Source organism: Pseudogemmobacter faecipullorum (assembly GCF_020539525.1).
Lineage (GTDB): Bacteria > Pseudomonadota > Alphaproteobacteria > Rhodobacterales > Rhodobacteraceae > Pseudogemmobacter > Pseudogemmobacter faecipullorum.
The window spans coordinates 63630-88021 of sequence record NZ_JACDXX010000015.1; the positions used below are offsets into that span (position 1 = coordinate 63630).

Annotated in this window: 21 protein-coding genes; 5 read left to right on the forward strand and 16 right to left on the reverse strand. The window is 63.4% G+C overall.

Annotation, left to right across the window (positions count from 1 at the left end; genetic code table 11):
• Positions 1-27 precede the first annotated feature (27 nt).
• Positions 28-1035, forward strand: coding sequence for a LacI family transcriptional regulator (locus H0485_RS15395; RefSeq protein WP_226936839.1), 1008 nt, complete (start codon positions 28-30; stop codon positions 1033-1035).
• Positions 1036-1046: 11 nt separating this feature from the next.
• On the opposite strand, the gene H0485_RS15400 is transcribed toward H0485_RS15395, so the two are convergent.
• The 5 genes from H0485_RS15400 to H0485_RS15420 all read right to left on the reverse strand — a co-directional run bounded on the left by H0485_RS15400 (position 1047) and on the right by H0485_RS15420 (position 6987).
• Positions 1047-2567, reverse strand: coding sequence for an aldehyde dehydrogenase family protein (locus tag H0485_RS15400; RefSeq protein ID WP_226936840.1), 1521 nt, complete (start codon positions 2565-2567; stop codon positions 1047-1049).
• A gap of 1 nt (position 2568) precedes the next feature.
• Positions 2569-3336 (reverse strand): enoyl-CoA hydratase/isomerase family protein, encoded by a 768-nt coding sequence (locus H0485_RS15405; RefSeq protein WP_226936841.1) that lies wholly within the window; start codon positions 3334-3336, stop codon positions 2569-2571.
• Complete coding sequence (locus tag H0485_RS15410) at positions 3333-4904, reverse strand: acyl CoA:acetate/3-ketoacid CoA transferase (RefSeq protein WP_226936842.1); 1572 nt, start codon at positions 4902-4904, stop codon at positions 3333-3335. Before H0485_RS15410 ends, H0485_RS15405 begins: the two co-directional genes overlap by 4 nt.
• Positions 4905-4906: 2 nt before the next feature.
• Complete coding sequence (locus H0485_RS15415; protein WP_226936843.1) at positions 4907-5908, reverse strand: Gfo/Idh/MocA family protein; 1002 nt, start codon at positions 5906-5908, stop codon at positions 4907-4909.
• A 299-nt stretch (positions 5909-6207) separates the two neighbouring features.
• Positions 6208-6987: an alpha/beta fold hydrolase gene (locus H0485_RS15420; RefSeq protein WP_226936844.1), complete on the reverse strand. Its 780-nt coding sequence runs from the start codon at positions 6985-6987 to the stop codon at positions 6208-6210.
• Between the two features lie 112 nt (positions 6988-7099).
• On the opposite strand from H0485_RS15420, the gene H0485_RS15425 reads away from it, so the two are divergent.
• Positions 7100-7462 (forward strand): hypothetical protein, encoded by a 363-nt coding sequence (locus H0485_RS15425; RefSeq protein WP_226936845.1) that lies wholly within the window; start codon positions 7100-7102, stop codon positions 7460-7462.
• Positions 7463-7547: 85 nt separating this feature from the next.
• Here the strand turns inward: H0485_RS15425 and glyA are convergent, their stop codons facing one another.
• The 6 genes from glyA to H0485_RS15455 form a co-directional block, all read right to left on the reverse strand.
• A complete protein-coding gene (gene glyA / locus H0485_RS15430; protein WP_290427258.1) occupies positions 7548-8861 on the reverse strand; it encodes a serine hydroxymethyltransferase in 1314 nt (437 codons plus the stop codon).
• A 103-nt stretch (positions 8862-8964) separates the two neighbouring features.
• Positions 8965-11655: a phosphoenolpyruvate carboxylase gene (locus H0485_RS15435; protein ID WP_226936846.1), complete on the reverse strand. Its 2691-nt coding sequence runs from the start codon at positions 11653-11655 to the stop codon at positions 8965-8967.
• A complete protein-coding gene (locus H0485_RS15440; protein WP_226936847.1) occupies positions 11652-12626 on the reverse strand; it encodes a 2-hydroxyacid dehydrogenase in 975 nt (324 codons plus the stop codon). Before H0485_RS15440 ends, H0485_RS15435 begins: the two co-directional genes overlap by 4 nt.
• A gap of 16 nt (positions 12627-12642) precedes the next feature.
• Positions 12643-13530, reverse strand: coding sequence for a succinate--CoA ligase subunit alpha (sucD, locus tag H0485_RS15445; protein WP_226936848.1), 888 nt, complete (start codon positions 13528-13530; stop codon positions 12643-12645).
• Positions 13527-14726 (reverse strand): malate--CoA ligase subunit beta, encoded by a 1200-nt coding sequence (locus tag H0485_RS15450; RefSeq protein ID WP_226936849.1) that lies wholly within the window; start codon positions 14724-14726, stop codon positions 13527-13529. Before H0485_RS15450 ends, sucD begins: the two co-directional genes overlap by 4 nt.
• Before the next feature lie 76 nt (positions 14727-14802).
• The gene (locus H0485_RS15455; RefSeq protein ID WP_226936850.1) at positions 14803-15996 is read right to left on the reverse strand and encodes an aminotransferase class V-fold PLP-dependent enzyme; all 1194 of its coding nucleotides are present in this window, start codon (positions 15994-15996) and stop codon (positions 14803-14805) included.
• Positions 15997-16215: 219 nt separating this feature from the next.
• Between H0485_RS15455 and H0485_RS15460 the strand changes: the two genes are divergently transcribed.
• From H0485_RS15460 to H0485_RS15470, 3 genes are all read left to right on the forward strand, one after another.
• Positions 16216-16872, forward strand: a complete 657-nt coding sequence (locus H0485_RS15460; protein ID WP_226936851.1) for a response regulator transcription factor — start codon at positions 16216-16218, stop codon at positions 16870-16872.
• A gap of 94 nt (positions 16873-16966) precedes the next feature.
• Entirely contained in the window at positions 16967-17941 is a 975-nt protein-coding gene (locus H0485_RS15465) for an HpcH/HpaI aldolase/citrate lyase family protein (protein WP_226936852.1), read from the forward strand.
• Positions 17942-17961: 20 nt separating this feature from the next.
• A complete protein-coding gene (locus H0485_RS15470) occupies positions 17962-19209 on the forward strand; it encodes a glycerate kinase type-2 family protein (protein WP_226936853.1) in 1248 nt (415 codons plus the stop codon).
• Positions 19210-19263: 54 nt separating this feature from the next.
• Here the strand turns inward: H0485_RS15470 and H0485_RS15475 are convergent, their stop codons facing one another.
• The 5 genes from H0485_RS15475 to H0485_RS15495 form a co-directional block, all read right to left on the reverse strand.
• Positions 19264-19659, reverse strand: coding sequence for a globin domain-containing protein (locus H0485_RS15475; protein ID WP_354002454.1), 396 nt, complete (start codon positions 19657-19659; stop codon positions 19264-19266).
• Entirely contained in the window at positions 19656-22025 is a 2370-nt protein-coding gene (locus H0485_RS15480; RefSeq protein WP_226936854.1) for a trimethylamine N-oxide demethylase, read from the reverse strand. Before H0485_RS15480 ends, H0485_RS15475 begins: the two co-directional genes overlap by 4 nt.
• Positions 22026-22157: 132 nt before the next feature.
• A complete protein-coding gene (locus H0485_RS15485) occupies positions 22158-23042 on the reverse strand; it encodes a bifunctional 5,10-methylenetetrahydrofolate dehydrogenase/5,10-methenyltetrahydrofolate cyclohydrolase (RefSeq protein WP_226936855.1) in 885 nt (294 codons plus the stop codon).
• The gene (folD, locus tag H0485_RS15490; protein ID WP_226936856.1) at positions 23039-23941 is read right to left on the reverse strand and encodes a bifunctional methylenetetrahydrofolate dehydrogenase/methenyltetrahydrofolate cyclohydrolase FolD; all 903 of its coding nucleotides are present in this window, start codon (positions 23939-23941) and stop codon (positions 23039-23041) included. Before folD ends, H0485_RS15485 begins: the two co-directional genes overlap by 4 nt.
• 53 nt (positions 23942-23994) lie before the next feature.
• Entirely contained in the window at positions 23995-24318 is a 324-nt protein-coding gene (locus H0485_RS15495; RefSeq protein WP_226936857.1) for a chorismate mutase, read from the reverse strand.
• Positions 24319-24392 lie beyond the last annotated feature (74 nt).

The window sequence follows — 24392 nt, forward strand, 5'->3', positions numbered from 1 at the left end:
CCTGTCGGAAATGCGGCTTCGCGCCTGGTGGTACAATCTCAGCGTGTAAGGCCGACGCTGCGCACCATCGCGGCAGAGACCGGACTTGCGGTTACGACGGTGTCGCGGGCGCTGGCCAATGATGTACGAATCGCGGCCACGACCCGGGCGCTGGTGCAGGAAGCGGCCCGCAGACTGGGCTATGTGCCCGACCGTGCCGCGCAGCGTCTGCGCACCGGGCGGACCAAGGTGATCCAGCTGCTGCTCAATCTCGATCATGAGTTTCTCGGCTTTACCCACGAGCTGATCTCGGGCCTGTCCGAAGCTTTGGCGGGCACCGGCTATTCGGTGACTTTGTTTCCCGACATCCTTGGCAGCGACCGCCTCTCGGCGGTGCGCCAGATTGTGGAAAGCCGGCTGGGCGATGGCATTATTTTTAACCGCACCGAGCCCTTCGATCCGCGCGTGCGCTATCTGACCGAGCAGGGTTTTCCCTTTGTCTGTCATGGCCGTACCGAATTTACCGTGCCGCATCCCTGGGTCGATTTCGACAATGAGGCCTTTGCCCGGATCGCGGCCGAGCGGCTGATTTCCAAAGGCCGGACGCGGCTGCTGATCATCCTGCCGCCGGCGCGTTATTCTTTTGCCCAGCATCTGCGCTGGGGCGCGGTTTCGGCGGCGAAGGCGCATGGCATCAGCTGCGAGATCCCGGATCAGATCAGCCTCGATACCTCGGATGTCGAGACCCTGGCCTGGCTGCGCCAGCGGCTGATGCAGCCCGACCGGCCGGATGGCATTATCTGCGTCGGCGAGGTGCAGGCGCTGGCGGCGCTGGGCGCGATCAGCGATGCCGGTCTGAGTGTCGGGCACGAGATTGATGTGGTGGCCAAGCGCGCTTCGGATCTGTTTGATCTGTTCCGGCCGCGGGTCGATACCATGCTTGAGGATCTGCGTCTCGCCGGGCGCTCGATGGGCGAGGTGCTGCTGCGCGCTTTTGCCGGCGAGCCGACCGGCGGGCTGCAGATCCTGCATCAGCCCGAAACTGAGTTTCGCTGATCCGGGCGGGCTCATCGCCTGACCCAGGGCGCGCGGGTGCTGGCACCGATGCGCATGACGACGGATTTGGGTTCGAGATATTCCTCCAGCCCGTAGTGGCCATTTTCCCGGCCAAGACCGGATTGTTTCATCCCGCCGAAGGGCACTTCGGGGAAGCCATCCATCCAGCTGTTGGTCCAGATCGTGCCGGCTTCGACGCTGCGGGCAAAGCGCAGGCAGGCATGGATATCCTTGCTCCAGATCCCGGCCGAGAGGCCATAGCTGGTATCATTGGCGAGGCTGATCGCCTCATCGAGGCTGCTGCAGCTCTGGATCGCCAGCACCGGGCCGAAGACCTCTTCCCGGGCGATGGCCATATCGGGGCGGATGCCGGTCAGCAGGGTGGGGGCGTAGAATGTGCCGCTCAGCCCCGGGATCTGCAGCGTCTCGCCGCCGAGGGCCAGCCCGGCCCCGGCGGCAAGGCCATCTTTTACCGAGCGGTCAATGCGCTGCAGATGCGCGGGCGAGATGATCGCCCCGACCTGGGTCTGCGGATCAAGCGGATCGCCGAAGGCCACCCTGGCCGAGAGTTCAGCCAGCCTGGCGGTGAAATCGGCGGCAATATCTCGATGCAGGATCAGACGTGAGCCAGCATTGCAGCATTCTCCGGCGTTGAACAGGCTGCCAAACACCACCGCATCCGCCGCCGCATCGAGATCGGCATCGGGCAGCACCACCTGGGGGTTCTTGCCGCCAAGCTCCAGTGCGAGCTTTTTCAGCGTGGCCGAGGCCGCCGCCTGGATCGAGCGCCCGACCGTGGTCGAGCCGGTGAAACTGACCATATCGACCATAGGATGCGCGGCCATCAGCGCGCCCACCGGATCCCCATAACCCAGCACAATATTCACCACGCCGGGCGGCAATCCGGCCTCGGTCAGCAATTCGCCGAGGATCACCGTGGTCGAGGGGGTGATCTCAGAGGGTTTGACGATACAGGAGCAGCCCGCCGCAAGGGCGAAGGGCAGTTTCTGGCTCAGGATCCAGAACGGGAAATTCCACGGCGTGATGATCGAGACCACCCCGACCGGCTGTTGCAGCACCATGGCCAGCAGATCGGGGCCAAGGCTGTCATGGCTGTCGCCATGCAAAGCCCTGGCCAGGGCGGCGGCATAGCGCCAGAGATCAGCGGCGCCACTGACCTCTCCCCGGGCCTGGGTGATCGGCTTGCCGGTTTCCAACGCTTCCAGGAGCGCCATTTCCGCGCTGCGTTCCGCGATCAGATCCGCCACTTTCAGCAGCAGCGTCGCGCGTTCCTTACCGCTGGCGCGTGACCAGTCACCGGCGTCAAACGAGAGGCGCGCCGCTTCAATCGCAGCCGTGGTTTCTGCCGCACCCGCTTTTGCATGGCGGCTGACCAGGCAGCCATGGGCGGGCGAACGGCGCTCAAAGCTTTCAGCACTGTCGCACCAGCTGCCATTGATCAGATGGCGGCCATGGAAGGGCAGGGCTGAGAGATCAGCATTGGTGGCGGGAATCAGAGTATATGCGGTCATGTTAATTTCCCGTAAATTCAGCCGGGCGTTTGCCCTGAAAAGCCGCGACGCCCTCGCTGCGATCGGCTGCGGCGGCAATGGCGGCCGAGCCCAAAGCCTCGATCAGCGCGGCGCGATCCTCGCCGCGCCCGGCATGGATCATGTTTTTGGCAATCTCGGTGGCGCGGGGCGAGAGGCCGCGCGCCCGTTCCAGAACCGCCAGCGCTTCGGTGCGGGCGGCTTCGCAGACAGCGGCGGCAAAGCCCAGCTCCAGCGCCCGCGCGGCGCTGATCCGGCGGCCAAACAGCGCCATTTCCTTGACCACCGGCTCAGGCAAAAGCCGGATGAGGCGCTGGCTGCCCGACCAGCCAGGCACGATGCCGATGCCGCTTTCGGGCAAGGCGATGCTGGCGCGCGGCGTCATGATGCGGATGTCGCAGGCCGCCGCCAGCTCCAGCCCGCCGCCAAAGGCATGGCCCTCAAGCAGGGCCAGGGTCGGACGCGACAGCCGGGCGAGGCGGTCGAAAATGCGGTGGCCGCCGCGCACCCAGTGCCGGGCAAATTCCGCCGGGCTGAGGCCGCCCCAGCCGCTGATATCGGCGCCCGAGCAAAAGCATTTCGCCGGCGCCGCGCTCAGCAGCACCAGACGCGCCGGGCTGCGCTCGATCTTTTCGAGATGCGCGGCCAGCTCATCCAGCATCGGCGCGCTGAAAGCATTCATCTTTTCGGGATTATTCAGCCGGATTTCCGCCAGATCCCCGTCAAAGCGCAGCTCGACCCGGCCGCTCACAGCTGCAGCCCCATCGGCCCGGCGGACAGCAGCGAGCGCGGCATCTGCACCGCATTTTCTGCGATCCGCACCCGCCCGGCACTGGCGGCGAGGATATCGCGGGCCGGATCAATACCGGGCATGATCTCGGTGGCGCAAAGCCCATCCGCCTCCAGCCGCATCACGCAGCGTTCGGTGATATAGAGCAGCTCCTGGCCCTGGTCGCGGGCGCGGGTACCGGAGAAGGTGACATGCTCGACCTGCTCCACCATTTTGGTGAATTTCCCGGGCTTTGTGATGGTAATGCCGCTCTCTGACAGGCTGACCTCGGCCCCGGCCTCAAACCAGCCTGAAAAGACCAGTTTGCGCGCATGGGCGGTGATATCGACAAAGCCGCCGCAGCCTGCGGTGAGATAGGGCTTTTTGCCCAGTTTTGAGACGTTCACATTGCCCCGACGGTCAACCTCCATGAAGGACAGGAAGGAGAGGTCGAAGCCGCCGCCCTGGAAATAGATGAACTGCTGCGGCGAGGGGACATAGCCAAAGGCATTCGAGGCGCAGCCGAAAGCAAAGCCGGTCAGGGGCATACCGCCGACCGCACCCTGCTCAATCGCCCAGGTGACGGCCTCGGCATGGCCCTCTTCGAGCAGGATGCGCGGCACCATGGCCGAGATGCCAAAGCCCAGATTAGCGGTCTGGCCGCGCTTCAGCTCCATTGCGGCGCGCCGGGCGATCACCTTCTCGATCCCATGTTCAGCCAGGGTGAAACTGTCCCAGGGCCGCAGGATCTGCCCCGAGATCGCCGGATCATACAGGGTTTCCGTGGTCTGGAGCTGCGCCGGGTCCAGCACCAGCAGATCGACCAGATGGCCGGGCAGGCGCACATCATGCGGGCGCAGACTGCCGGCGGTGGTCATGCGCGAGACCTGAGCGATCACCAGACCGCCATTATTGCGGGTGGCAATCGCCTGTTCCAGCCCGCCCAGATAGGCCCCCTCATGCTCATAGGTCAGATTGCCGCGCTCATCGGCGGTGGTGGCGCGCAGGATGCAGACATCGGGGTAAATATTGGGGAAATGCAGCCAGGTCTCGCCGCCGAATTCCGCGCGGCGGACAATCGGGCTGCGGGCGGCGGTTTCATTCATCGCGCAGCCCTGAAGCTGCGGGTCGACAAAGGTCTGCAGCCCGACTTTGGTCAGCACTCCGGGGCGGCGCGCTGCCGCCTCACGGTGCATATCGAACAGAATGCCCGAGGGCACATTCCAGGCCGCCACCCGCTCTTGGGTGATCATCTGCCAGATCGCGGGCATTGCCAGGCTGGAGGGGCCAGAGGGGTAAGATCCTGCCAGAACCCGGGCGATCAGCCCGTCTTTCGCAATATGATCAATGCCTTTGACGCCATACATATCCCCGGCAGCAATCGGGTGCAGCATGGTCAGCGCCCGCGGGTGGCCCTCGCTGACAAACCGCTCGCCCAATGCGCGCAGCACCAGATCGGGGCAGCCAAGCGCCGAGGAGGAGGAGACCGTGATCACGGCCTGATCGCGGATGCGGGCGACGGCCTCAGCGGCGGAGACGAGCTTTGTCATGATTAGAGCTCCGGAAAAGTCACAGGGCAGCAGGTGCCTGATCGGGCCGCCTTGCGCACGGCCAGGGCAATGCTGAGCGATCTGACCCCATCCTCGCCACTGGCGGCGGGGGCGCCTTCGCCCCGGGTGGCGGCGAGGAAGGCGGCAAGGCCGGTGGCATAGAGATCATCGCGGGTGAAGGGGATGGCTTCGCGCCCGGCGGCGGTCACAAGCTCAATCTCGCCGAGCGGACTTTGGCTCATCACGCCCCGGGCGAAGACCGAGCCTGCGGTGCCATGCAGCTCCAGTCCGGAGCCGGCGAAGGGATGGGTAAAGCTTTCATGGCTGAACACCATGGCGCCCGAGCTCATGGTCCAGATCGACATCGCGCTGTCCTCAACCCCCTCGCCAAGGCCGGAGGCGGTCATTTTCGCCACCACCGAGACCGGCTCATCCTGGAGCAGAAAGCGGGCGGTATCGGCATTATGCACGGTGATATCAGCGATCACACCGCCACCCGCCGCCGCATCGTTAATACGCCAGCCCTGGAGATGCGCCGGCAGCTGCACGGCATGAAAGATACGCAAGGACAATACCTTACCAATGCGGCCCCCGGCGATCAGGGCGCGGATGGCGCGGTGGCTGCCGGCGCAGCGCAGATGATGATTGGTGGCGAAAGTCACGCCGCGTGCCCGGGCGGCAAGTACCATTTCCGCCGCTTCCCCGGCCGTCATCGCCAGCGGCTTTTCGCAAAGCACATGTTTGCCGGCGGCAATCGCGGCCAGGGCCTGGGCGCGGTGCTGCTCATTGGTGGTTGAGATATAGACCGCCCCGGCCTCGGGATCGGCCAGAGCCGCTGCCAGATCACTGCCATGATGGGGGATGCCATGGGTTGCGGCAAATTCTGCCGCGCGGCCGGGCGAGCTGCTGAGAATGCGGTGCACACTGGCCCCGGGCTGAGAGCGGATCGCGCCGATCATATGTTCGGCGGCAATGGTGCTGGCCCCCATCAGGATCCAACGCATGTTCTGTCTCTCCCCTGCAGCGGCAGGTCCGGGGGCAAATCCCTGGACCGTTCCAATAGATCATGGAACGTTCCAATGTGCCCTGTCAACTTTGTTGAGGCAGGGCTGTTGCTGTGGCGGCTGGCCCGGAGGAAGCGGGGCGGATCTATCCCAGGCCCGGTCCCGATGCGGTGGGCGGGGGGAATCTGCGGCTGAAAGCGCGATGTTCAGACTTTGTGAAGCTATCTGGCCAAAGATACAGCGCAGCAAAGCTCTCGCCCGGACGGCGGGGGCAGGGACAGAGCCCGGCCTCGCCGCGCTCAGCTGTTCAGGAACACCCGGATGGTTTCTTCGAATTCGCGTGGCTTATCGGCATGCAGCCAGTGCCCGGCACCGGCGAGCCTGGCAAATCGTGCCGCCGGGAAGCGGGCCTGGATCTCGTCGCGGTGCTCGGGGCGCACATATGGGCTCAGCGCGCCGGTCAGGAACAAAGCCGGGCCGCTGAAATGGCCCCGGGTCCCGGGCCAGCCGACGATTTTTGCCATTTCTGCCTCCAGAACCGGCAGGTTCAGCCGCCAGCGCGGCCCAGATTCGGCTTTCAGATCAAGGCTTTGCAGGAAAAAAGCGCGCAGGGCCGGATCATCGATCAGCGCGGTGAGGCGCCGGTCGGCCTCGCCACGTGAGCCGAGGTCATGCAGATCCAGCGCCTGCATCGCCTTGGCATAATGGCTCTGATCATGCGAATAGGCGACCGGGGCGATATCGGCGACCACCAGACGGCGCAGCAGATCCCCCTGGGTCAGCGCCAGCTGCATTGCCGCCTTGCCGCCCATCGAATGGCCGAGCAGATCGACCGGCTGCCCGAGCCGCTGGATGACTTCGGCCAGATCCGCCGCCATATCGGCATAGCTCTGGCTGTCGGCGCGCGGACTTTCGCCGTGATTGCGCATATCAACCGCCACCACATCGCGCTGATCGGCGAGGCGGCGTGCGATCACATTCCAGTTGCGCGCCGAGCCGTAAAGGCCATGCGCAATCACCAGCGGCGGCAGCGCGGGCGAGACAGGGGTGGTGGCGGGGTGGCGAAGTGTTGCAAGCATGCGTGTTTCCATAGCGAAACCGATTGTACCCGGCCAGAGTGGTTGTCGGCTGCTGAGAGTTTGCCGATATATTTTACCTGATTATGACGAATTTTATGATCGGGTCACAGCGATGAGCGCAGTCACAATCCGCCAGATGGCAGAACGGGTTGAGGGGCTTATGACCGAGCGGCTGGGCGCGCGGGGAAGCAGCTTCGAGGCCAGGCTGCGCTCCTGTGGGCGGCGTCTGCCACGCCGGGTGCGCCGGGCGGCGCGGGCGCTGGGGCAGGCGGCCGAGATGACGCAGAACCCGAAGCTGCATGCGCGCCTCGATGAAGGCGCGATTGCCCGCGATTACGATATCTGCCTGCGCTATCTTGGCCCCCGGGCCGGCGCGGGCAGGGATGCTTTCCCGCGTCTGGCCTCGATCGCTTTCGCGCTTCTGGTCACCGGGGGCGGCTTTCTGGCCTTCCTCTACTGGCGCGGCAGGCTCTGAGCCCGAAAGGCATTACCCTGTAAATGAAAAGCGCCGGGGCAGTGCCCGGCGCTTTTGGTGTCTGGATGTTCGATCCTGAAAGGTCTCAGAGGGTCGGATACATCGGGAAGCGGGCGCAGAGCGCTTCGACTTCGGCCTTCACTTTCGCCTCAACCGCGGCATTGCCCGCATCGCCACTGGCGGCAAGGCCATCGACCACCTCAACAATCCAGCGCGCGATCTGGCGGAATTCCTCCTCGCCAAAGCCGCGGGTGGTGCCGGCCGGGGCGCCGAGGCGGATGCCCGAGGTGACAAACGGCTTTTCCGGGTCAAACGGCACGCCGTTTTTATTGCAGGTGATATGGGCGCGGCCAAGCGCGGCCTCGGCCGCCTTGCCGGTCACCTTTTTCGGGCGCAGATCGGCGAGGCAGAGATGGTTATCCGTGCCGCCCGAAACGATATCGATGCCGCCCTTCATCAGCTCATCCGCCATGGCGGCGGCGTTTTTCTTCACCTGATCCGCATAGGCTTTGAATTCGGGGCGCAGAGCCTCGCCGAAAGCCACCGCCTTGGCGGCGATCACATGCATCAGCGGACCGCCCTGCAGGCCGGGGAAGACCGCCGAATTCATTTTCTTAGCGATATCTTCATCATTGGTGAGGATCATCCCCCCACGCGGGCCACGCAGGCTCTTATGGGTGGTGGTGGTCACCACATGGGCATGCGGCAGCGGCGAGGCATGCACGCCACCTGCGACCAGACCGGCGATATGCGCCATATCAACATGGAGATAGGCCCCGATTTCATCAGCAATCGCCCGGAAGGCAGCCCAGTCCCATTCACGGCTATAGGCCGTGCCGCCTGCGAGGATCAGCTTCGGGCGATGCTCCAGCGCTTTGGCGCGGACCTCGTCCATATCAAGCATCTGATCCTGCTGGCGCACGCCATAGGAAATGACGTTGAACCATTTGCCCGACATATTCACCGGCGAGCCATGGGTCAGATGGCCGCCCGAATTCAGATCGAGCCCCATGAAAGTATCGCCCGGCTGCAGCAGGGCGAGGAACACCGCCTGGTTCATCTGGCTGCCGGAATTGGGCTGCACATTGGCGAATTTGCAGCCAAACAGCTCTTTGGCGCGCTCAATCGCCAGGGTCTCGGCAATATCAACATACTGGCAGCCGCCGTAATAGCGTTTGCCCGGATAGCCTTCGGCATATTTATTGGTCAGAACCGAGCCCTGGGCCTCCAGCACCGCCAGCGAGACGATGTTTTCCGAAGCGATCAGCTCAATCTCTTCACGCTGACGGCCAAGTTCCGCGCGCACCGCGCCGAAAAGCTCGGGGTCACGCGAGGAAAGGCTTTCGGTGAAAAATCCGGCGGTCGTGAAACCTGAGGTCTCGGGACGGGTGTTCATCATCTGCTCCTTCATGGATCCTGGGGGCATAGCGCGGCCAGCAGCCTGGCCGGGTAACCCGATGCTATTCTTCGATATCAGATAGGGTGTCCGGCCATTCGCGGGCTCAGCCCGTCCAGCCAAGACCGGCGGCGATGCAGTTCATGGACTGCAGCAGCGGCACATGGCTGACCCCGGGTTTCGTCTCATTGCGGGCCTGACGCAGCAGGGCGATCTGCAGTGCATTGCTGCGCGCCAGATGCGGACGCAGCCGTTCAAACCGGCGCTGGAACTGCGGGAAGCGGCTGGCGAGGCTGGTCTGACCGGTGATCAGCAGCACGGCTTTGCGGCTTTGTTCATATTCATCGCGGATTTTTGCATAGATCCGCTCGCCGGCCTCGCGATCCGCCACCAGCGCCGCATATCCCGCCGCAATCGGCATATCTGCCTGATAAAGCGACTTTTCCACCTCATCGATCAGCATGCGAAACACCGCCGAGCTGCCGAACATCGTGCGCAGCCGCTGTTCACCCGCCGCGCCGCGCACCTTCAGAAAATCGGCAATCGCCGTACCAACCCCATACCAGCCGGTCAGCATATGCCGGTTCTGCGACCAGGCAAAAACCCAAGGGATGGCGCGCAGATCGGCCAGGCTTTGGGCGCCATGCCGCCGTGCCGGGCGCGAGCCCAGTTTCAGCGCCGATAGCTCATCCACCGGGCTGGCCTGCTGGAAATAACGCACGAAGCCGGGGCTGTTCACCAGCCCGGACCAGGCCGCCTGTGACATGCCTGACAGCGCTTCCATCGCCTCGTCATCTTCGGGCGAGCGGTTGCGGCTGAGCCGGGTCGAAAGCGCGGTATGTTCCAGAACTGCCGCCGCGAGCAGCTCCATATTGTGGAGGGCGGTGCCGCGATTGGCATATTTAGCCGAAACCACTTCGCCCTGTTCGGTCAGTTTCAGCTGGCCATCCACCGTGCCCTCGGGCTGGGCGGCAATGGCGCGCCCGGTTGGTGCGCCGCCCCGGCTGGCGGAACCGCCGCGGCCGTGGAAGAAGGCCGGGCGCAGGCCACGCGCGGCAAGCGTTGCACTCAGGCGGCGCTGCGCCCGGTGCAGCTCCCATGTCGAGCAGAAGAAACCGCCATCCTTGCCCGAATCGGAATAGCCGAGCATCACCTCAACCGAGCCGCGCTTTTCGCGAACTGCCGCCAGATAACTGCTGTTTTCCAGTAGGTTAGCAATGATATCCGGCCCGGCGCGCAGATCCTCGATGGTTTCAAACAGCGGTACGACTGACAGCGAGGGCAGGCTTTCGCAGCGCCCGGCGGCATAGATCGCCAGAAGATAGACCGCGAGAATATCCTCGGCCGAGCGCGTCATCGAGACGATGAAGGGGCCAAAAGCTTCGGGATCGGCACCACGGCTGCGGATCAGCCGCAGCAAGGCGAGCAGATCCTGGGCCTGGGGCGAAAGGCTCTGCGCCTCAATGCTGGTGGTCGCGGGATCGGCCAGGGCATCGCGGATCAGTTTTGCCGCCGCCGCTGTGCCGGTTGCGATGCTAAGCCCCTGGAAATGCCAGATTTCCTCAAGCACCGCATTCAGCACCGTCGAGTTTTGCCGGATGTCGAGCGCCGCAGTGCGGAAGCCGAAGACCTCGGCGCGCCAGCGCAGCGGGCGCAGATATTGCCGTGCCAGATCCTCGGCCCCGATCGCCAGCAAAGCGGTTTCGATCCGCGCGAGATCGATGACAAATTCGCGCGGGCCAGCATAGGCCGCGGCACCGGCTTCGCGGCTGGCCTGCAGCCGCAACAGTACCGCCGACAGCGCCTGGCGAAACACTTCATTGGGATTACGCGACTGAAGTGCCGCGGCGGCGCCAGAGCCTGCAACCACCTGGTTCAGCGCCACCCGTGCCTCTTCCGGCAGGCTGGCGATCCGGCAGGAGATGCTCAGCCGCTGAACCGCGGTCTGCAAGCCATCAATATGGCAGGCGAGGGCCGCGTCCTGGCCCGATTTTACTGCAAATTCCGTGATTTCTGCCGTGACATTCGGATTTCCGTCGCGGTCACCGCCGATCCAGGAGTGAAAGCGCAGGCAGGGGCGCGCCAGTTCGGGCAGGGCGGGGCCGCGGGCCTCGCTGAAGCGCTCGAATAATTGTGGCACGGCGTCGAACAGGCTGTTGCGGAAGAACTGCAGCCCCCAGGCGATTTCATCGGCGAGGCTGGGGCGTTCGAGCCGCAATTCGCCGGTCAGCCAGAGCAGATCGATTTCGCCGCGCAATGCCTCATGCAGGCGGTTTCGTTCGCGCGGGGTCCAGCGCTCGGTTTCCAGCTCGACGAGGCGGCGATAGATGCGGCGGTGAATCTCGAGAATCGTGACGCGTTTGGCCTCGGTCGGATGGGCGGTCATCGTCGGCACAAGGTTCAGCCGCGACACTGCATCATCGATCTCGGCAGGCGAGAGGCCGTGATCGCGCAGATCGGCAAAGGCGCAGGCGAGCGAGCCCTGCACCTGTTCCGGCCCGTCTTCGGCCTCAACCCGGCGCCGCTGACGCATTGCCGCATTTTCTTCGGCAATGCGCTGCAGCTGAAACCATATGTTAAGAGCCTGCAGATAGGGTGTGGCTTCGGGCCCTTCGGGAATTGGACCGGCAGCTTCGGTTGTCAGCCATTCGGCGACTTTCGCGGCGCGGCGGCTGACCACGTCGCGCAGCAGATCAAACAGCAAGGCGCGCAGGCGCGCCGCATCGCTCTCATCGCCGCCGCGCCCCGAAAGGGGCTCGGCCTCCACAAATCTTTCGGCCAGCAGCTGTTGCATCATGCGACCCTGTCGCGCGGAGCGCGGCCCTCAAAATAATCACGGAGGTTTTCAAACACCCTGAATCCCATAGCCTCGCGGGTTTCGCGGGTCGCACTGCCCAGATGCGGCAGCATTACCAGATTGTCGGCATTCATCAGCTCGGTCGGGATCTGCGGCTCGCGCTCAAAGACATCGAGCCCGGCGCCGCCGATCGTGCCATACCACAAAGCCCGGGCGAGGGCCTGTTCATCTACCACCTCACCACGGGCGGTATTGATCAGATAGGCGCCCGGCCGCATCAGATCGAGGCGCTGCGCATTGATCAGATGGCGGTTTGCCGCGCCGCCGGGGCAGTGCAGCGAGACGAAATCGCATTGCGGCAGCAGTTCTTCGATGCTGCCGACCTGGGTGGCATTATAGCGCGCCAGCACTTCCGGCGCGATGGCAGAGCGGTTCTGCACCAGGATTTTCATGCCAAATCCATGATGCGCCCGCTGTGCCATGGCCTGACCGATCCGGCCAAAACCGATGATGCCGAGGCTCGCGCCCGAAACTTTGGTGCCGATCAGATGGGTGGGGCGCCAGCCGGTCCAGCGGCCTGCGCGCAGCTCACGCTCACCTTCTCCCGCGCGGCGCGCCGCCATCAGCATCAGCGTCATGGCGATATCGGCGGTGCATTCGGACAGAACATCCGGCGTATTGGTCACCAGAATGCCGCGTTCTTTGGCGGCGCTGGTATCGATATGGGAAAAGCCAACGCCATAATTGGCAAGGATTTTCACCCGCGCGCGGCCATCGCCAAAGGCCTCGGCGGGCAGCTTGTCGGTCACTGTCGGCAGGACCGCATCAAAGCCCTGAAAGGCATCGCGGAATTCCGCGATGCCGAGGGGTTTATCGGCCTGATTGAGCTGGAGATCAAAGACCTCGGACATCTTCGTCTCGACCGCTTCGGGCCAGCGACGGGTGACAAGAACTCTGGGTTTCGCAGCCATTCCGGCCTCCCTCTGATCAGGCAGCTTTCAGGACACGGGCGATGGTCTCGCCAATGACCGAAGGATTTTCGGCGACGGTGACGCCCGCCGCAGACAGGATCTCGACCTTCTCGCTGGCGCTTTCGCCAAAGGCCGAGATGATCGCCCCGGCATGGCCCATGGTGCGGCCTTTCGGGGCGGTCAGACCGGCGATATAGGCAACGACTGGCTTCGTCATGTGATTTTGAATGTAATCAGCCGCTTCCGCTTCCTGCGGCCCGCCGATTTCACCGATCAGGCAGACGATTTCGGTCTCGGGGTCATTCTCGAACTGCTCGAGAATATCGCGGAAGCTAGAGCCGTTGATCGGGTCACCGCCGATGCCGACCGAGGTCGAGATGCCGATGCCGCGATCTTTCAGCTGCTGCGCCGCCTCATAGCCCAGCGTCCCCGAGCGCCCGACGATGCCGACCGGGCCGGGCAGGTAAATATGGCCGGGCATAATGCCGACCAGCGATTTGCCGGGCGAGATCGTGCCGGCGCAGTTCGGGCCGGTCAGCACCATGCGGCGCTCTTTCGGATAACGCATCATATAGCGTTTGACGCGGATCATATCCTGGGCCGGAATGCCGTCGGTGATGCAGACGCAGTAGCGGATCCCGCCATCGGCGGCCTCCATAATGCTGTCAGCGGCGAAGGGCGGCGGAACAAAAACGAGGCTGGCCTCGGCGCCGGTGGCTTCAACCGCTTGTTTTACCGTGTCAAAAACCGGCACGCCATGGACGCTCTCGCCCTTTTTGCCCGGCACGACACCGCCGACCAGACGGGTGCCATAATCGAGCATTTCCTTGGCGTGAAACTGCGCCATCCGGCCGGTGATGCCCTGGATGATGACGGGGGTATTGCGATCCAGAAAAATGCTCATTTCACGATCCTCATCCGGGTGTTCTGGGTCTTGTCATGGCTCCAGGCCGAGACCGCGCGCTCGGCCGCCTCCATCAGAGAGGTGGCGCGGATGATCGGAAGCCCGCTTTTTGCAAGAATTTTCAGCCCCTCATCGACATTGGTTCCGGCCAGGCGCACCACGACCGGCACGTCCACCGGATTGGCCTGCAGCGCCTGCACCACGCCCTCGGCCACCCAGTCACAACGGTTAATGCCAGCGAAAATATTCACAAGGATCGCCTGCACATTCTCATCCGAATTGACGAGGCGGAAGGCCTTGGCCACGCGCTCAGGCGTCGCCCCGCCACCGATATCGAGGAAGTTCGCAGGCTCTCCCCCGGCCAGTTTGATCGTATCCATAGTGGCCATGGCCAGACCGGCGCCGTTGACGATACAGCCGATATTGCCGTTCAGCCCGATATAGGACAGGCCACGGTCGGCGGCGCGGCTTTCGCGCGGGTCTTCCTGGCTCTTGTCGCGCAGCTCGGCCACATGGGGGTGGCGGAATAAAGCATTGCTGTCAAAGGTCATTTTCGCGTCGAGCGCCAGAATGCGGCGGTCGGTGGTCAGCACCAGCGGGTTGATCTCGACCATGGTCGCATCAAGCTCGGTAAAGGCGCGGTAACAGCCAAGCAGGGTGCGCACCATCTGCTGGATCATGTCATTGGGGATGTTCAGCGCGAAAGCGATCTCGCGGGCCTGGAATTCCTGCAGCCCCACCGCCGGCTCAACGGTTGAGCGCACGATGCTTTCCGGCTTCTGCGCCGAGATTTCCTCGATCTCCATGCCGCCCTCGGAAGAGGCGACGATCATCACCCGCTGCGAGGAACGGTCGAGCACGAAACCAAGGTAAATTTCGCGCTCAAACGGCACCGCTGCCTCGACATAGATGCGGTAGATGCCTTTGCCTTCGGCGCCGGTCTGATGGGTGACGAGGCGACGGCCGAACAAGGCATTGGTCGCGTCCTGGATTTCGTGTTCCGAGCTGCAGACCTTAACGCCACCGGCCTTGCCGCGGCCACCGGCATGGACCTGGGCTTTGACGATCCAGCGTGATCCGCCCATTTCACGGGCGCGATAGGCGGCCTGTTCGGGGCTATAGGCCAGCGCGCCATCCGGGATGGCGACGCCAAATTTCTGCAAAATCTCTTTTGCCTGATATTCATGAATGTCCATGCGCGGCCCTCCCTGACCGGTTCTGGTTTCTGTGGCGCGTCCCGGCCCCTCTCCCCGGGCCGGGACGCCAGAAGGCTTATTCCGCGGCCAGGGCCATGGAGCGGCTGTTGCTCTGGCGCCAGAATTCCCCGGCAGCTGCGACACCTGCACCGGCCTCGACCGGCAGACCGCTGTCGCGCATCGCCATTTCGGTGATGCCAAGCGCGCTCATCAGCATCAGCTCATTCAGATCGCCCAGATGGCCGATGCGGAAGACTTTGCCCGCCACCACCGAGAGACCGGCGCCGAGCGACAGGCCATAGCGCTCATAGGCGCGGGCGATGACTTTGCGCGCATCATGGCCTTCCGGCACGACGATGGCGCTGACAGTGTCGGAATACCATTTCGGCTCCCGCGCACAGAGCGTCATATTCCAGGCCGAAATCGCACGGCGCACGCCTTCGGCGAGGAAACGGTGGCGGGCCCAGATGTTTTCCAGCCCCTCGGCCTCGATCCGGTTCAGCGAGGCGCGCAGCCCGTGCAGCATATGCATCGGTGGGGTATAGGGGAAATAGCCGGTGGCATTGGTGGCGATCATGTCTTTGAAATCAAAGTAGCACCGGCGCAGGCCCGCAGTTTTCGAGGCCTCGAGCGCCTTCTGACTGACCCCGATCAGCGCGAGGCCGGCCGGCATCATAAAGCCCTTTTGCGAACCGGCGACCGCCAGATCGACGCCCCAGTCCTCCATGTGGAATTCCAGCGAACCGATCGAGGAAATGCCATCGACATAGAGCATGGCCGGATGGTCGGCCGCATCCATCACCCGGCGCAGCCCGCCGATATCGCTGGTCACGCCGGTCGCGGTTTCATTATGGCAGGCGAGGATGGCTTTGATCTCGTGCTTTTTGTCGGCCTCCAGCCGGGCGGCGACAGCGTCGAGCGGCACGCCGGTGCCCCAGTCGCATTCGAGCACCTCAACATCGAGGCCCATGCGCTGGCACAGATCGACCCAGAGCAGGCTGAACTGGCCAAAGCGCGGTGCCAGAACCTTATCGCCCGGCGAGAGCGTATTGGTGATCGAAGCTTCCCAGCCGCCGGTGCCGGTGGCGGGGAACAGGAAGACCTGGCCGGTCTCGGTGCGGAAAACCTTCTTCAGATCCTGAAACAGCGGCAGCACGAGGCCGGGCACATCGGGGGAGCGGTGATCCTCCATCGGGACGTCCAAAGCTTTGCGAATCGCTTCGGGCACATTGGTCGGGCCGGGCACAAACAGGCCTCTGGTTCCTTGCATGACATTCCTCCCAGATGTCGGGCGGCCTGATTTCCGGGCTGCCAAGATTAATCATTGACCTCAGCAAACACAGTAGCTGAAAGTTCCACAACGGAACTAACTCCTGCTTTTGGGTATAATTTTGGGTAGGAAATTTCCTGCCAACTTGGGTTGATATGCGGTTGTATACCGAGAATTCACCTACCCAAATGGGTGGGTATCGTTGCGGAAGGAAAGTAAATGCAAAGCCTTAGCCAGGTGCCGAAACAGATCTCACTCGCGCTGGCGGACAGCAATCCGCTGGTGCTGGGCGCGATGTCCGAGATCTTTGACCGTGATCCGCGATTCTCTCTGGTGGCCACCACTGCCACCGCCGAGGGCTTCCTCGGCGCGGTGATGCGGGTGCCGGTCAGCCTGGGGATTATCGACTGGCGCATTCCGGCGCTTGGCGGCCAGAAGCTGATCGAGGTGCTGCGCGATCAGCCGGCTGCGCCCCGGCTGATCGTCTATGGCGATGACCAGCGCGGCGAGTTGCCGCGCAAGGCGATGGTGGCGGGGGCGGCGGGATTCGTGGCGCGCTCAACCTCGGTCGATAAGCTGGTCGATACCTGCCTTGCCGTGGCCAATGGCCAGATGGTTTTCCCCTTCCTCGACGTGCGCGATCTGCAGGCCGATCCGATCCAGCAGCTGACCCGGCGCGAGCGGGCTCTGCTCGAGGCTTTGTCGAAAGGCATGACCAATAATGACCTAGCCGCCGAATTCGGCATCTCGGCCAATACCGTCAAATTCCACCTGTCGAATCTCTATGAAAAGCTGGGGGTGCAGAGCCGGGCTCAGGCGATTGCCTTCTTTTATTCGGCCCGGATCGGGCGGGATCCCGGCGAGCAGGCGGGCTGAATTTTACGTCACAGAAATAATAATTCTTGACAGTAAAGTAATTTTATTTCCGGCATAGGGGCAGATCAGCACAATCCTGAGGAGGAGGAAAGTTATGAGTTTTCATGTGATCGAACAGGCCCCGGCACGCTTGAACCGCAGCGAGTTGGCGGTTCCGGGCAGTCAGCCGCAACTTTTTGAAAAAGCTGCACAATCTGATGCAGATGTGGTCTTCCTGGACCTCGAAGATGCGGTGGCTCCGGATGATAAAGCCCAGGCCCGTAAGAACATTATCAAGGCCCTGAATGAGATGGACTGGGGCAAAAAAACCATGTCCGTGCGAATCAACGGGCTCGATACCCATTACATGTATCGCGATGTTGTCGACGTGGTCGAGCAGTCCGGCGGCCGTCTTGATCTGATCATGATCCCCAAAGTTGGCACCGCCGCAGATGTCTATGCCATCGATATGCTGGTTACCCAGATCGAGGATGCGATGGGCTATAAAAAGCGCATCGGCTTTGAGCATATCATCGAGACCGCGCTCGGGATGCAGAATGTGACCGAGATTGCCGGGGCCTCGAAGCGCAATGAGAGCCTGCATTTCGGGGTGGCCGATTACGCCGCCTCGACCCGGGCGCGCACCACGAATATCGGCGGCGTTAACCCCGATTATTCGGTGCTGACTGACCCGCTGGAAGATGGCAGCCGCGCCGTGCACTGGGGCGATATGTGGCATTATGCGCTGGCGCGTATGGTGGTCGCGGCGCGGGCCAATGGCCTGCGTCCGGTCGATGGGCCCTTTGGTGATTTCTCGGATCCCGATGGCTACCGCGCCGCGGCAAAGCGTGCGGCAGTGCTGGGCTGCGAAGGCAAATGGGCGATCCATCCCAGCCAGGTTGGTCTGGCAAATGAGGTGATGTCGCCCTCCGAGGCCGAAGTGAAACGCGCCAACCGTATCCTCGAAGCCATGGCCGAGGCGGCTGCGGCGGGCAAAGGCGCGGTTTCGCTTGACGGGCGGCTGATTGACTATGCCTCAATCCGTCAGGCCGAAGTTCTGGTGCAAAAAGCCAAACAAATCGCGGGGTAAGCAAGGTGCGGGAAAAGGGAATGACGCTGCGGGCGCAGGCTTTGGCAGGGTTTGAACGCGCGGTTCAGGCCGCAGATCCGGCCCGGGCGCTGGCACGCGCTTTGCAGCACAGCCCTTTTCCCGCCGCCGATCCCGGCGGGCGCCAGATTGTCATCGCTTTAGGCAAAGCGGCGATGGCAATGGCGGGCGAGGCCCTGAAACACCTCGGCCCCGGGGCCGGGGTGATTGTGGTAACCAATTATGAAAATGCTGCTGATTTAGCGGGGGCCGAAGTGTTTGCCTCGGGCCATCCGGTGCCCGATGCCAATGGTCTGCGGGCCGGCCAGGCGGTGAGCGCGGCTTTGCGCGGCGCCGGGGCGGCTGACCGGGTGATCGCGCTGATTTCGGGTGGGGGCTCTGCCTTGCTGCCTGCTCCGGCTGCAGGGCTGAGCCTGGAAGATAAAGCCCGGGTCAATCAGCTGTTGCTGGCAGGGGGGCTGGAGATCACGAAGATGAACCTGATCCGGCAGAGCCTGTCGCAGCTTAAGGGCGGTGGCATGGCGCGGCTGGCCGCTCCCTCCGCGTTGACCGGCTATATTCTGTCGGATGTGATCGGCGATGATCTGCGCACCATCGCCAGTGGCCCGACCGTCGCCCCGCTTGGCAATCGTGCCGAGGCGCGGCGCCTGCTGGAAGAGGCGGGGATCTGGCCAGAGCTGCCCGCTTCGGTCCGGGCACATCTTTGCGCGCCGGAGGACCAGGCGGAAAACCTGCCCCAAACGCAGAATCTGCTGATCGGATCGAACCGGCAGAGCCTTGGGGCGATTGCCTCGGGCAGCGATTATCCTGCTGAAATTGCTGAAGATCCTCTGGTCGGGGATGTCGCGGATGCGGCAGAGCTGATCCTGCGCGCGGCGCACAGCGCGGCCCCCGGCAGCTGTCTGATCTGGGGCGGCGAGACCACCGTCACCCTGCGCGGCAACGGCCGCGGCGGGCGCAATCAGGAACTGGCTTTGCGTGTCGCGCTTGCGGGCGAGCAGGCGCTCGCCGGGCGGAACTGGGTGTTTCTCTCGGGCGGCACCGATGGCCGCGACGGGCCGACCGATGCGGCGGGCGGGCTGGTCGATGGCGGCTCGGCGGCACGGATGCGCGCGGCAGGGGCTGATCCGGAGCGGCTGCTGGCAAATAATGACAGCTACGCCGCGCTGGCGGCTTCGGGGGATCTGGTGATCTCCGGCGCCAGCGGCACCAATGTTGCAGATGTGCAGATCCTGATCCTGGGAGCGTGAATGCGCTGAGCTTTGCCCCCGGCTCAGGCCGGGGAAGCGTGTCAGAGCTCCGGCTCAGCCGGGTTCGGTGGTGTTCACCAGGATCATCGCCACCCGGCGCAGCCCGGCGCGCATCCTTTCGGCGCTTTCATCTGAAATCGCGCAGTCACTGATAGCCTGATCCATCAGCGCCAGCCAGTCCACCGCATCCTCGCTGCGGATCGGCACATGGGCATGGATCTGTTTCACATCCATATGCCCATATTTTTCAGCATAATAGCGCGGCCCGCCGAGGAAGCCGGCCAGAAAGTTGAACTGTTCTTCACGGGCATGGGCCAGGCCATGCCCGCGATGGTGCAGCAGCAGCAGATGTCTGCCGCGCGGATCGGTCTCGATCAGATCATAGAACCGGTCCACGAGGCGGCGCAGCATATCCTCGCCGCCAATCTGCTCAAAGCTGCTGAGCATCATGACTGCGGCCGGGTCTTTTTCGGATCATAATGCGACAGCGTCACGATGGTGGCGGGCAGGCGCTTCTGATGCCCGTCGAGCTTGCCGACCTCGACCGCAGTGCCGGGCTCGGCATGGGCGACATCGACGCGGGCGAGGGCGATGGTTTTGCCCAGGATCGGCGAGCGGGTGGCCGAGGTGACCACACCGATCTGCGCCCGGCCGATATGGATGCAATCGCCATGGCCCACCGGGATCGAGCTGTCGATATCGAGGCCGACGAATTTATGCATCGGATGGTCTTTGCGCCGGATCAGCGCATCGCGGCCGATGAAATCATCGGTCTTGCCCTTCAAGGGCACGGTGAATCCGATCCCGGCCTCAAACGGATCGGTCTGATCCGAGAAATCATAGCCGGCAAAGATCAGCCCGGCCTCGATGCGCAGCATATCCAAAGCCAGCAGCCCCATGGGTTTCAGCCCGTGTTCGGGGCCCTGTTCCCAGATCGCGTCAAACACCTCGCCCGCATGTTTCGGATGGCACCAGACCTCATAGCCCAGCTCACCGGTATAGCCGGTGCGCGACACCACGACCGGCACGCCATGTTCATGGCCGATGCGACCGACGGTAAAACGGAACCAGCCCAGCTCGGCCATGGTCGGCTGATGCGGCGGGGTCCAGATGACTTTTTTCAGCAGCTCACGGCTTTCCGGACCCTGAACCGCAAGGTTGTGCAGCTGATCGGTGGAATCGCGGATCAGCACATTCAGCCCGGCTTTTTCGGCCTGTTCGCGCAGCCAGGGGCCACAATAATCATCACCGCAGACCCAGCGGAAATTATCGCGCCCCATGCGGAAGATCGTGCCGTCATCAACCATGCCACCATGCGGATAGCACATGGCCGAATAGACAATCTGGCCCGGGGTCAGTTTCTTCACATCGCGGGTCAGCGTATATTGCATCAGCGCTTCGGCATCGGGGCCGGTGATCTCAAACTTGCGCAGAGCCGAGAGGTCCATCACCACCGATTTGGTCCGCGCGGCGTGGTATTCCTCAATTTCACCGGCCTGCGAGAAGCTATTGGCCAGCCAGTAGCCCTTATATTCCACCAGGTTACGGGTCAGGTTCGAGATGCGGTCATGGAACCCGGTCTCTTTGGTCATCTTCGGCTCCGAATCTGGCGTGGCACGGATCGCCACCGCGCGCGAGAATTTCTGATCGGCCGCATAGGTGCGGATGTGAATATCGGTAGGGTTCCAGCCATTGGCGGCCGAAGTGTCATCGGGGCAGGCCGAGCTGACGCAGACAATATCGGTCATCGCGCGCAGCAGCACATAATCACCGGGCCGCGACCAGGGTTCATCGGCGAACATCACGCCGTGATCATCGACCCCGGTGTTGAAGAAGAAATTCGCCGCCATCCATGCGCCGCGCGGGTCCACGCCATGATCGGCAAGGGCTGCGTTGAAATTCTCGGTGCAGTTCACATGGCCCGGATAGCCGATATCGTCGTAATATTTGGCATAGCAGGCGGCGGCAAAGGCATCATGGCGGCCGCAGGTATCCTGGATCACCTCGACCAGCGGGGTGAAATCCTGGTCATAATATTTGGCATGCAGCCCCGGCATCGGATAGGCATGGCCCATGAACGAGCGGGTGGCGGTCACATCCAGTGGATTCTGGATCCCCTTGTCGAGTTTGCGCGCCGAGAAGCACTGAAAATCGGTGCATTGCCGGCCGTCCACATCGAGGATCTGCAGATATTCGCCGGCTTTGACCAGATAGGCCTGGGCGGTGGCGGAATGGATGCGGATATCCTGCAAAGGATCGGCCAGCGGGTCGGGCAGTTCCGAGCGCAGCTTCACCATCGGATCAGCGCGGGTGATCCAGAGCGTCAGCGGCGTGGCGGTGTCCTGACCATCGGGGGCCATATCGCCGCCAGGCGCGGCAATGACCAGCTGGCCATCACGGCTGGCGGTGAATTCGACGGTGGTTTTCGCCGGGCTATCGCTGGCGAAAAACCGGCTGGCGCGCAGCCCGGAGAGATCAAGGCCGCTGGCCTCCAGCGCTTTGCGGATCCGCGCCATGCTGGGCTTGCCGCTGGCCAGCAGGGCTTTCAGGCCCGCGCCATCGCTGTCTGCACTCAGCCCGAGCAGGGCAGGGTCACTCAGCCTGTCGCTGCCGATCGCCAGGACCTCCGCGGGCTGGCCGCCCTCATCATTGACCAGACGCAGCCGGTCGCCGCTGCGGACCGCCACCACCAGCGCTCCGGTGCCGGCAATGCTGTAGCGCTCGGTGCCGCGCGGCAAAGTCAGGCCCTGGGGCAGGATGGTCCGGGCAGGCCGGGGCGGTCCGGGGATGACCGTCGGATAAGCATGGTCAAGCATAGCTGCCTCCCGTCGCATTCTTGCGTCAGCTGAAATTATATTTCCTGATGGGAATACTTGATCAGGCTTATCCGCAAGTCAATCATCAGAAAGCAGCGGGCCCGGGAATTTCACCCCGGGGCCCGTTTTTGCTCAGTGATCCAGCCAGCCGGCAGCCATCTGCCGCCGGTGCGCGGCGAGGGCATTTCGCATCAGGATCGCCACGGTCACCGGGCCGACACCGCCTGGCACCGGGGTGATCCAGCCCGCGACCTCTTTGACCGCCTCGGTATCGACATCACCGGTGATGCGGGTTTTTCCATCCGCATCAGTGACCTGGTTGATGCCGATATCAATCACCGCCGCGCCGGGCTTGATCATATCGGCGCCGATCAGATGGGCTTTGCCCACCGCGACCACCACCGCATCGGCCCGGCGCGAATGCATGGCGAGGTTGCGGGTCATATGGTGACAGACGGTCACGGTCGCGCCCTCGGCCATCAGCAGGAAGGCGACGGGCTTTCCGACAATCTCGGAATGGCCGATCATCACCACTTCCAGCCCCTTCAGCTCCAGCCCGGTCGAGCGCAGCAGCTCAACCGCCGCCGCCGCCGTACAGGGCGCGAGTGCCACGTCATTATAGACGATGTTACCGATCGAGGCCGGGTTCATCCCTTCGACGTCTTTCAGCGGATGGATGGCCGATTGCAGCGAACGCACATGGATATGGGCGGGGACCGGGCGCTGCAGGATGATGCCGGCCACATCGCGGCTGTCGTTCAGCGCCACGATCCGGCGCTTGGCCTCTTCCTGGCTGATATCGGCGGGCCAGACCTGCTCGTCAAAGGGGATGCCGGCGGCAACAGCGCCGCGCGCCTGGCCGCGGACATAGACCGCCACTTCCGGCGAGGGGCCGATCGAGATCGAGACCAGCCTGCCCACCGGGCAGGTTGCAGCCAGGGCATCAACCTCAGCGCGCAGCCCGGTCAGGAGGCGCTGCTGCACCTCCTTTCCATTGATCAGGCGATGATCTTTCACGCCGTCAGCCCTTCGGGTTCAGCCAGGCCATTGGCGCGGCAGGCCGCGGTCAGGGTATTGGCCAGCAGGCAGGCGATGGTCATCGGGCCGACGCCGCCCGGCACGGGGGTGATGGCCCCGGCCACGGCGGCGGCGCTCTCATAATGCACATCGCCGACCAGCTTTGCCTTGCCGTCGCGCTCGATGCGGTTGATGCCGACATCAATCACCGTGGCACCCGGCTTTACCATATCGCCGGTGATCATCTCAGGCCGGCCGACAGCCGCGACCAGGATATCGGCGCCGCGGCAGACTTCGGCCAGGTCTTTGGTGCGGCTGTGGGCGATGGTCACGGTGCAGCTGTCGCCCAGCAGCAACTGGGCCATCGGCTTGCCGACGATATTCGAGCGGCCCACCACCACGGCATTCAGCCCGGCCAGCTTGCCATGGTGATCGCGCAGCATCATCAGACAGCCGAGCGGCGTGCAGGGCACCATCGATTTCTGCCCGGTGCCGAGCAGGCCGACGTTCGAGATATGGAACCCATCGACATCTTTGGCCGGATCAATGCGGTTGATCACCAGCTCGGAATTCAGATGGTCGGGCAGGGGCAGCTGAACCAGGATGCCATGTACCGAAGGATCGGCATTCAGCCGGTCGATCAGCGCCAGCAGATCCGCCTCAGAGGTATCGGCGGCGAGCTTATGCTCATAGGAATTCATCCCCGAGGCTTTGGTCTGAATGCCTTTGTTCTTCACATAGACCGCCGAGGCCGGATCCTCGCCGACCAGCACCACGGCGAGGCCGGGGGTCAGGCCGTTTTCGGCCTGAAGCCGCGCCACATGGGCGGCGACCTGCTCGCGTACTTTTTCAGCAAAGGCCTTGCCGTCGATTACTTTCGCTTTTGTCTCAGCCGCCATCTGTAACCCTCTGTGCTTTGGATATGCCGCAGAACAGTGCGGCGCTTGCGCTGCTATTTAGGCTCCCCGGGCTGCCGGAGACTGTCCGGGCCAAGGATGGTTTCTTCGCGTGCGATCGACCAGTCGATCAGACGCCGCCAGAATTTCTCAATAAGATCAGGAGGCAACCCATGGCTGGCGGCATGCTGGCGCACATTCGCGACAACTTCCTCAACCCGGGTCTCGATGCGCGCCGGAAGATCGACGCCGGCTTTGATCGCAGCGGCGCGGTCAATATAGCCCGCGCGTTCAGCAAACAGCGCCACCAGCTCTGCATCGAGCCGGTCAATCTCTGTTCTGAGTTCAGCCATCGTCCGACAATCTTCGGCTCTGCGCATTTTTCTGCCTCCGGCTTCTGCTGCCCTTCCTCTAGGACATGGGCGCGGCGGCGAAAACCCTTTCTTCACGTCTT

Bases quoted from the DNA above. Each gene is read 5' to 3' on its own strand.
- H0485_RS15435 (WP_226936846.1), bottom strand. From the start codon at position 11,655: ATGATGCAACAGCTGCTGGCCGAAAGATTTGTGGAGGCCGAGCCCCTT.
- sucD (WP_226936848.1), bottom strand. From the start codon at position 13,530: ATGAGCATTTTTCTGGATCGCAATACCCCCGTCATCATCCAGGGCATC.
- H0485_RS15480 (WP_226936854.1), bottom strand. From the start codon at position 22,025: ATGCTTGACCATGCTTATCCGACGGTCATCCCCGGACCGCCCCGGCCT.
- H0485_RS15450 (WP_226936849.1), bottom strand. From the start codon at position 14,726: ATGGACATTCATGAATATCAGGCAAAAGAGATTTTGCAGAAATTTGGC.
- H0485_RS15495 (WP_226936857.1), bottom strand. From the start codon at position 24,318: ATGCGCAGAGCCGAAGATTGTCGGACGATGGCTGAACTCAGAACAGAG.
- H0485_RS15425 (WP_226936845.1), top strand. From the start codon at position 7,100: ATGAGCGCAGTCACAATCCGCCAGATGGCAGAACGGGTTGAGGGGCTT.
- glyA (WP_290427258.1), bottom strand. From the start codon at position 8,861: ATGATGAACACCCGTCCCGAGACCTCAGGTTTCACGACCGCCGGATTT.
- H0485_RS15475 (WP_354002454.1), bottom strand. From the start codon at position 19,659: ATGATGCTCAGCAGCTTTGAGCAGATTGGCGGCGAGGATATGCTGCGC.
- H0485_RS15465 (WP_226936852.1), top strand. From the start codon at position 16,967: ATGAGTTTTCATGTGATCGAACAGGCCCCGGCACGCTTGAACCGCAGC.
- folD (WP_226936856.1), bottom strand. From the start codon at position 23,941: ATGGCGGCTGAGACAAAAGCGAAAGTAATCGACGGCAAGGCCTTTGCT.
- H0485_RS15420 (WP_226936844.1), bottom strand. From the start codon at position 6,987: ATGCTTGCAACACTTCGCCACCCCGCCACCACCCCTGTCTCGCCCGCG.
- H0485_RS15440 (WP_226936847.1), bottom strand. From the start codon at position 12,626: ATGGCTGCGAAACCCAGAGTTCTTGTCACCCGTCGCTGGCCCGAAGCG.
- H0485_RS15400 (WP_226936840.1), bottom strand. From the start codon at position 2,567: ATGACCGCATATACTCTGATTCCCGCCACCAATGCTGATCTCTCAGCC.
- H0485_RS15470 (WP_226936853.1), top strand. From the start codon at position 17,962: ATGACGCTGCGGGCGCAGGCTTTGGCAGGGTTTGAACGCGCGGTTCAG.
- H0485_RS15460 (WP_226936851.1), top strand. From the start codon at position 16,216: ATGCAAAGCCTTAGCCAGGTGCCGAAACAGATCTCACTCGCGCTGGCG.
- H0485_RS15415 (WP_226936843.1), bottom strand. From the start codon at position 5,908: ATGCGTTGGATCCTGATGGGGGCCAGCACCATTGCCGCCGAACATATG.
- H0485_RS15455 (WP_226936850.1), bottom strand. From the start codon at position 15,996: ATGCAAGGAACCAGAGGCCTGTTTGTGCCCGGCCCGACCAATGTGCCC.
- H0485_RS15410 (WP_226936842.1), bottom strand. From the start codon at position 4,904: ATGACAAAGCTCGTCTCCGCCGCTGAGGCCGTCGCCCGCATCCGCGAT.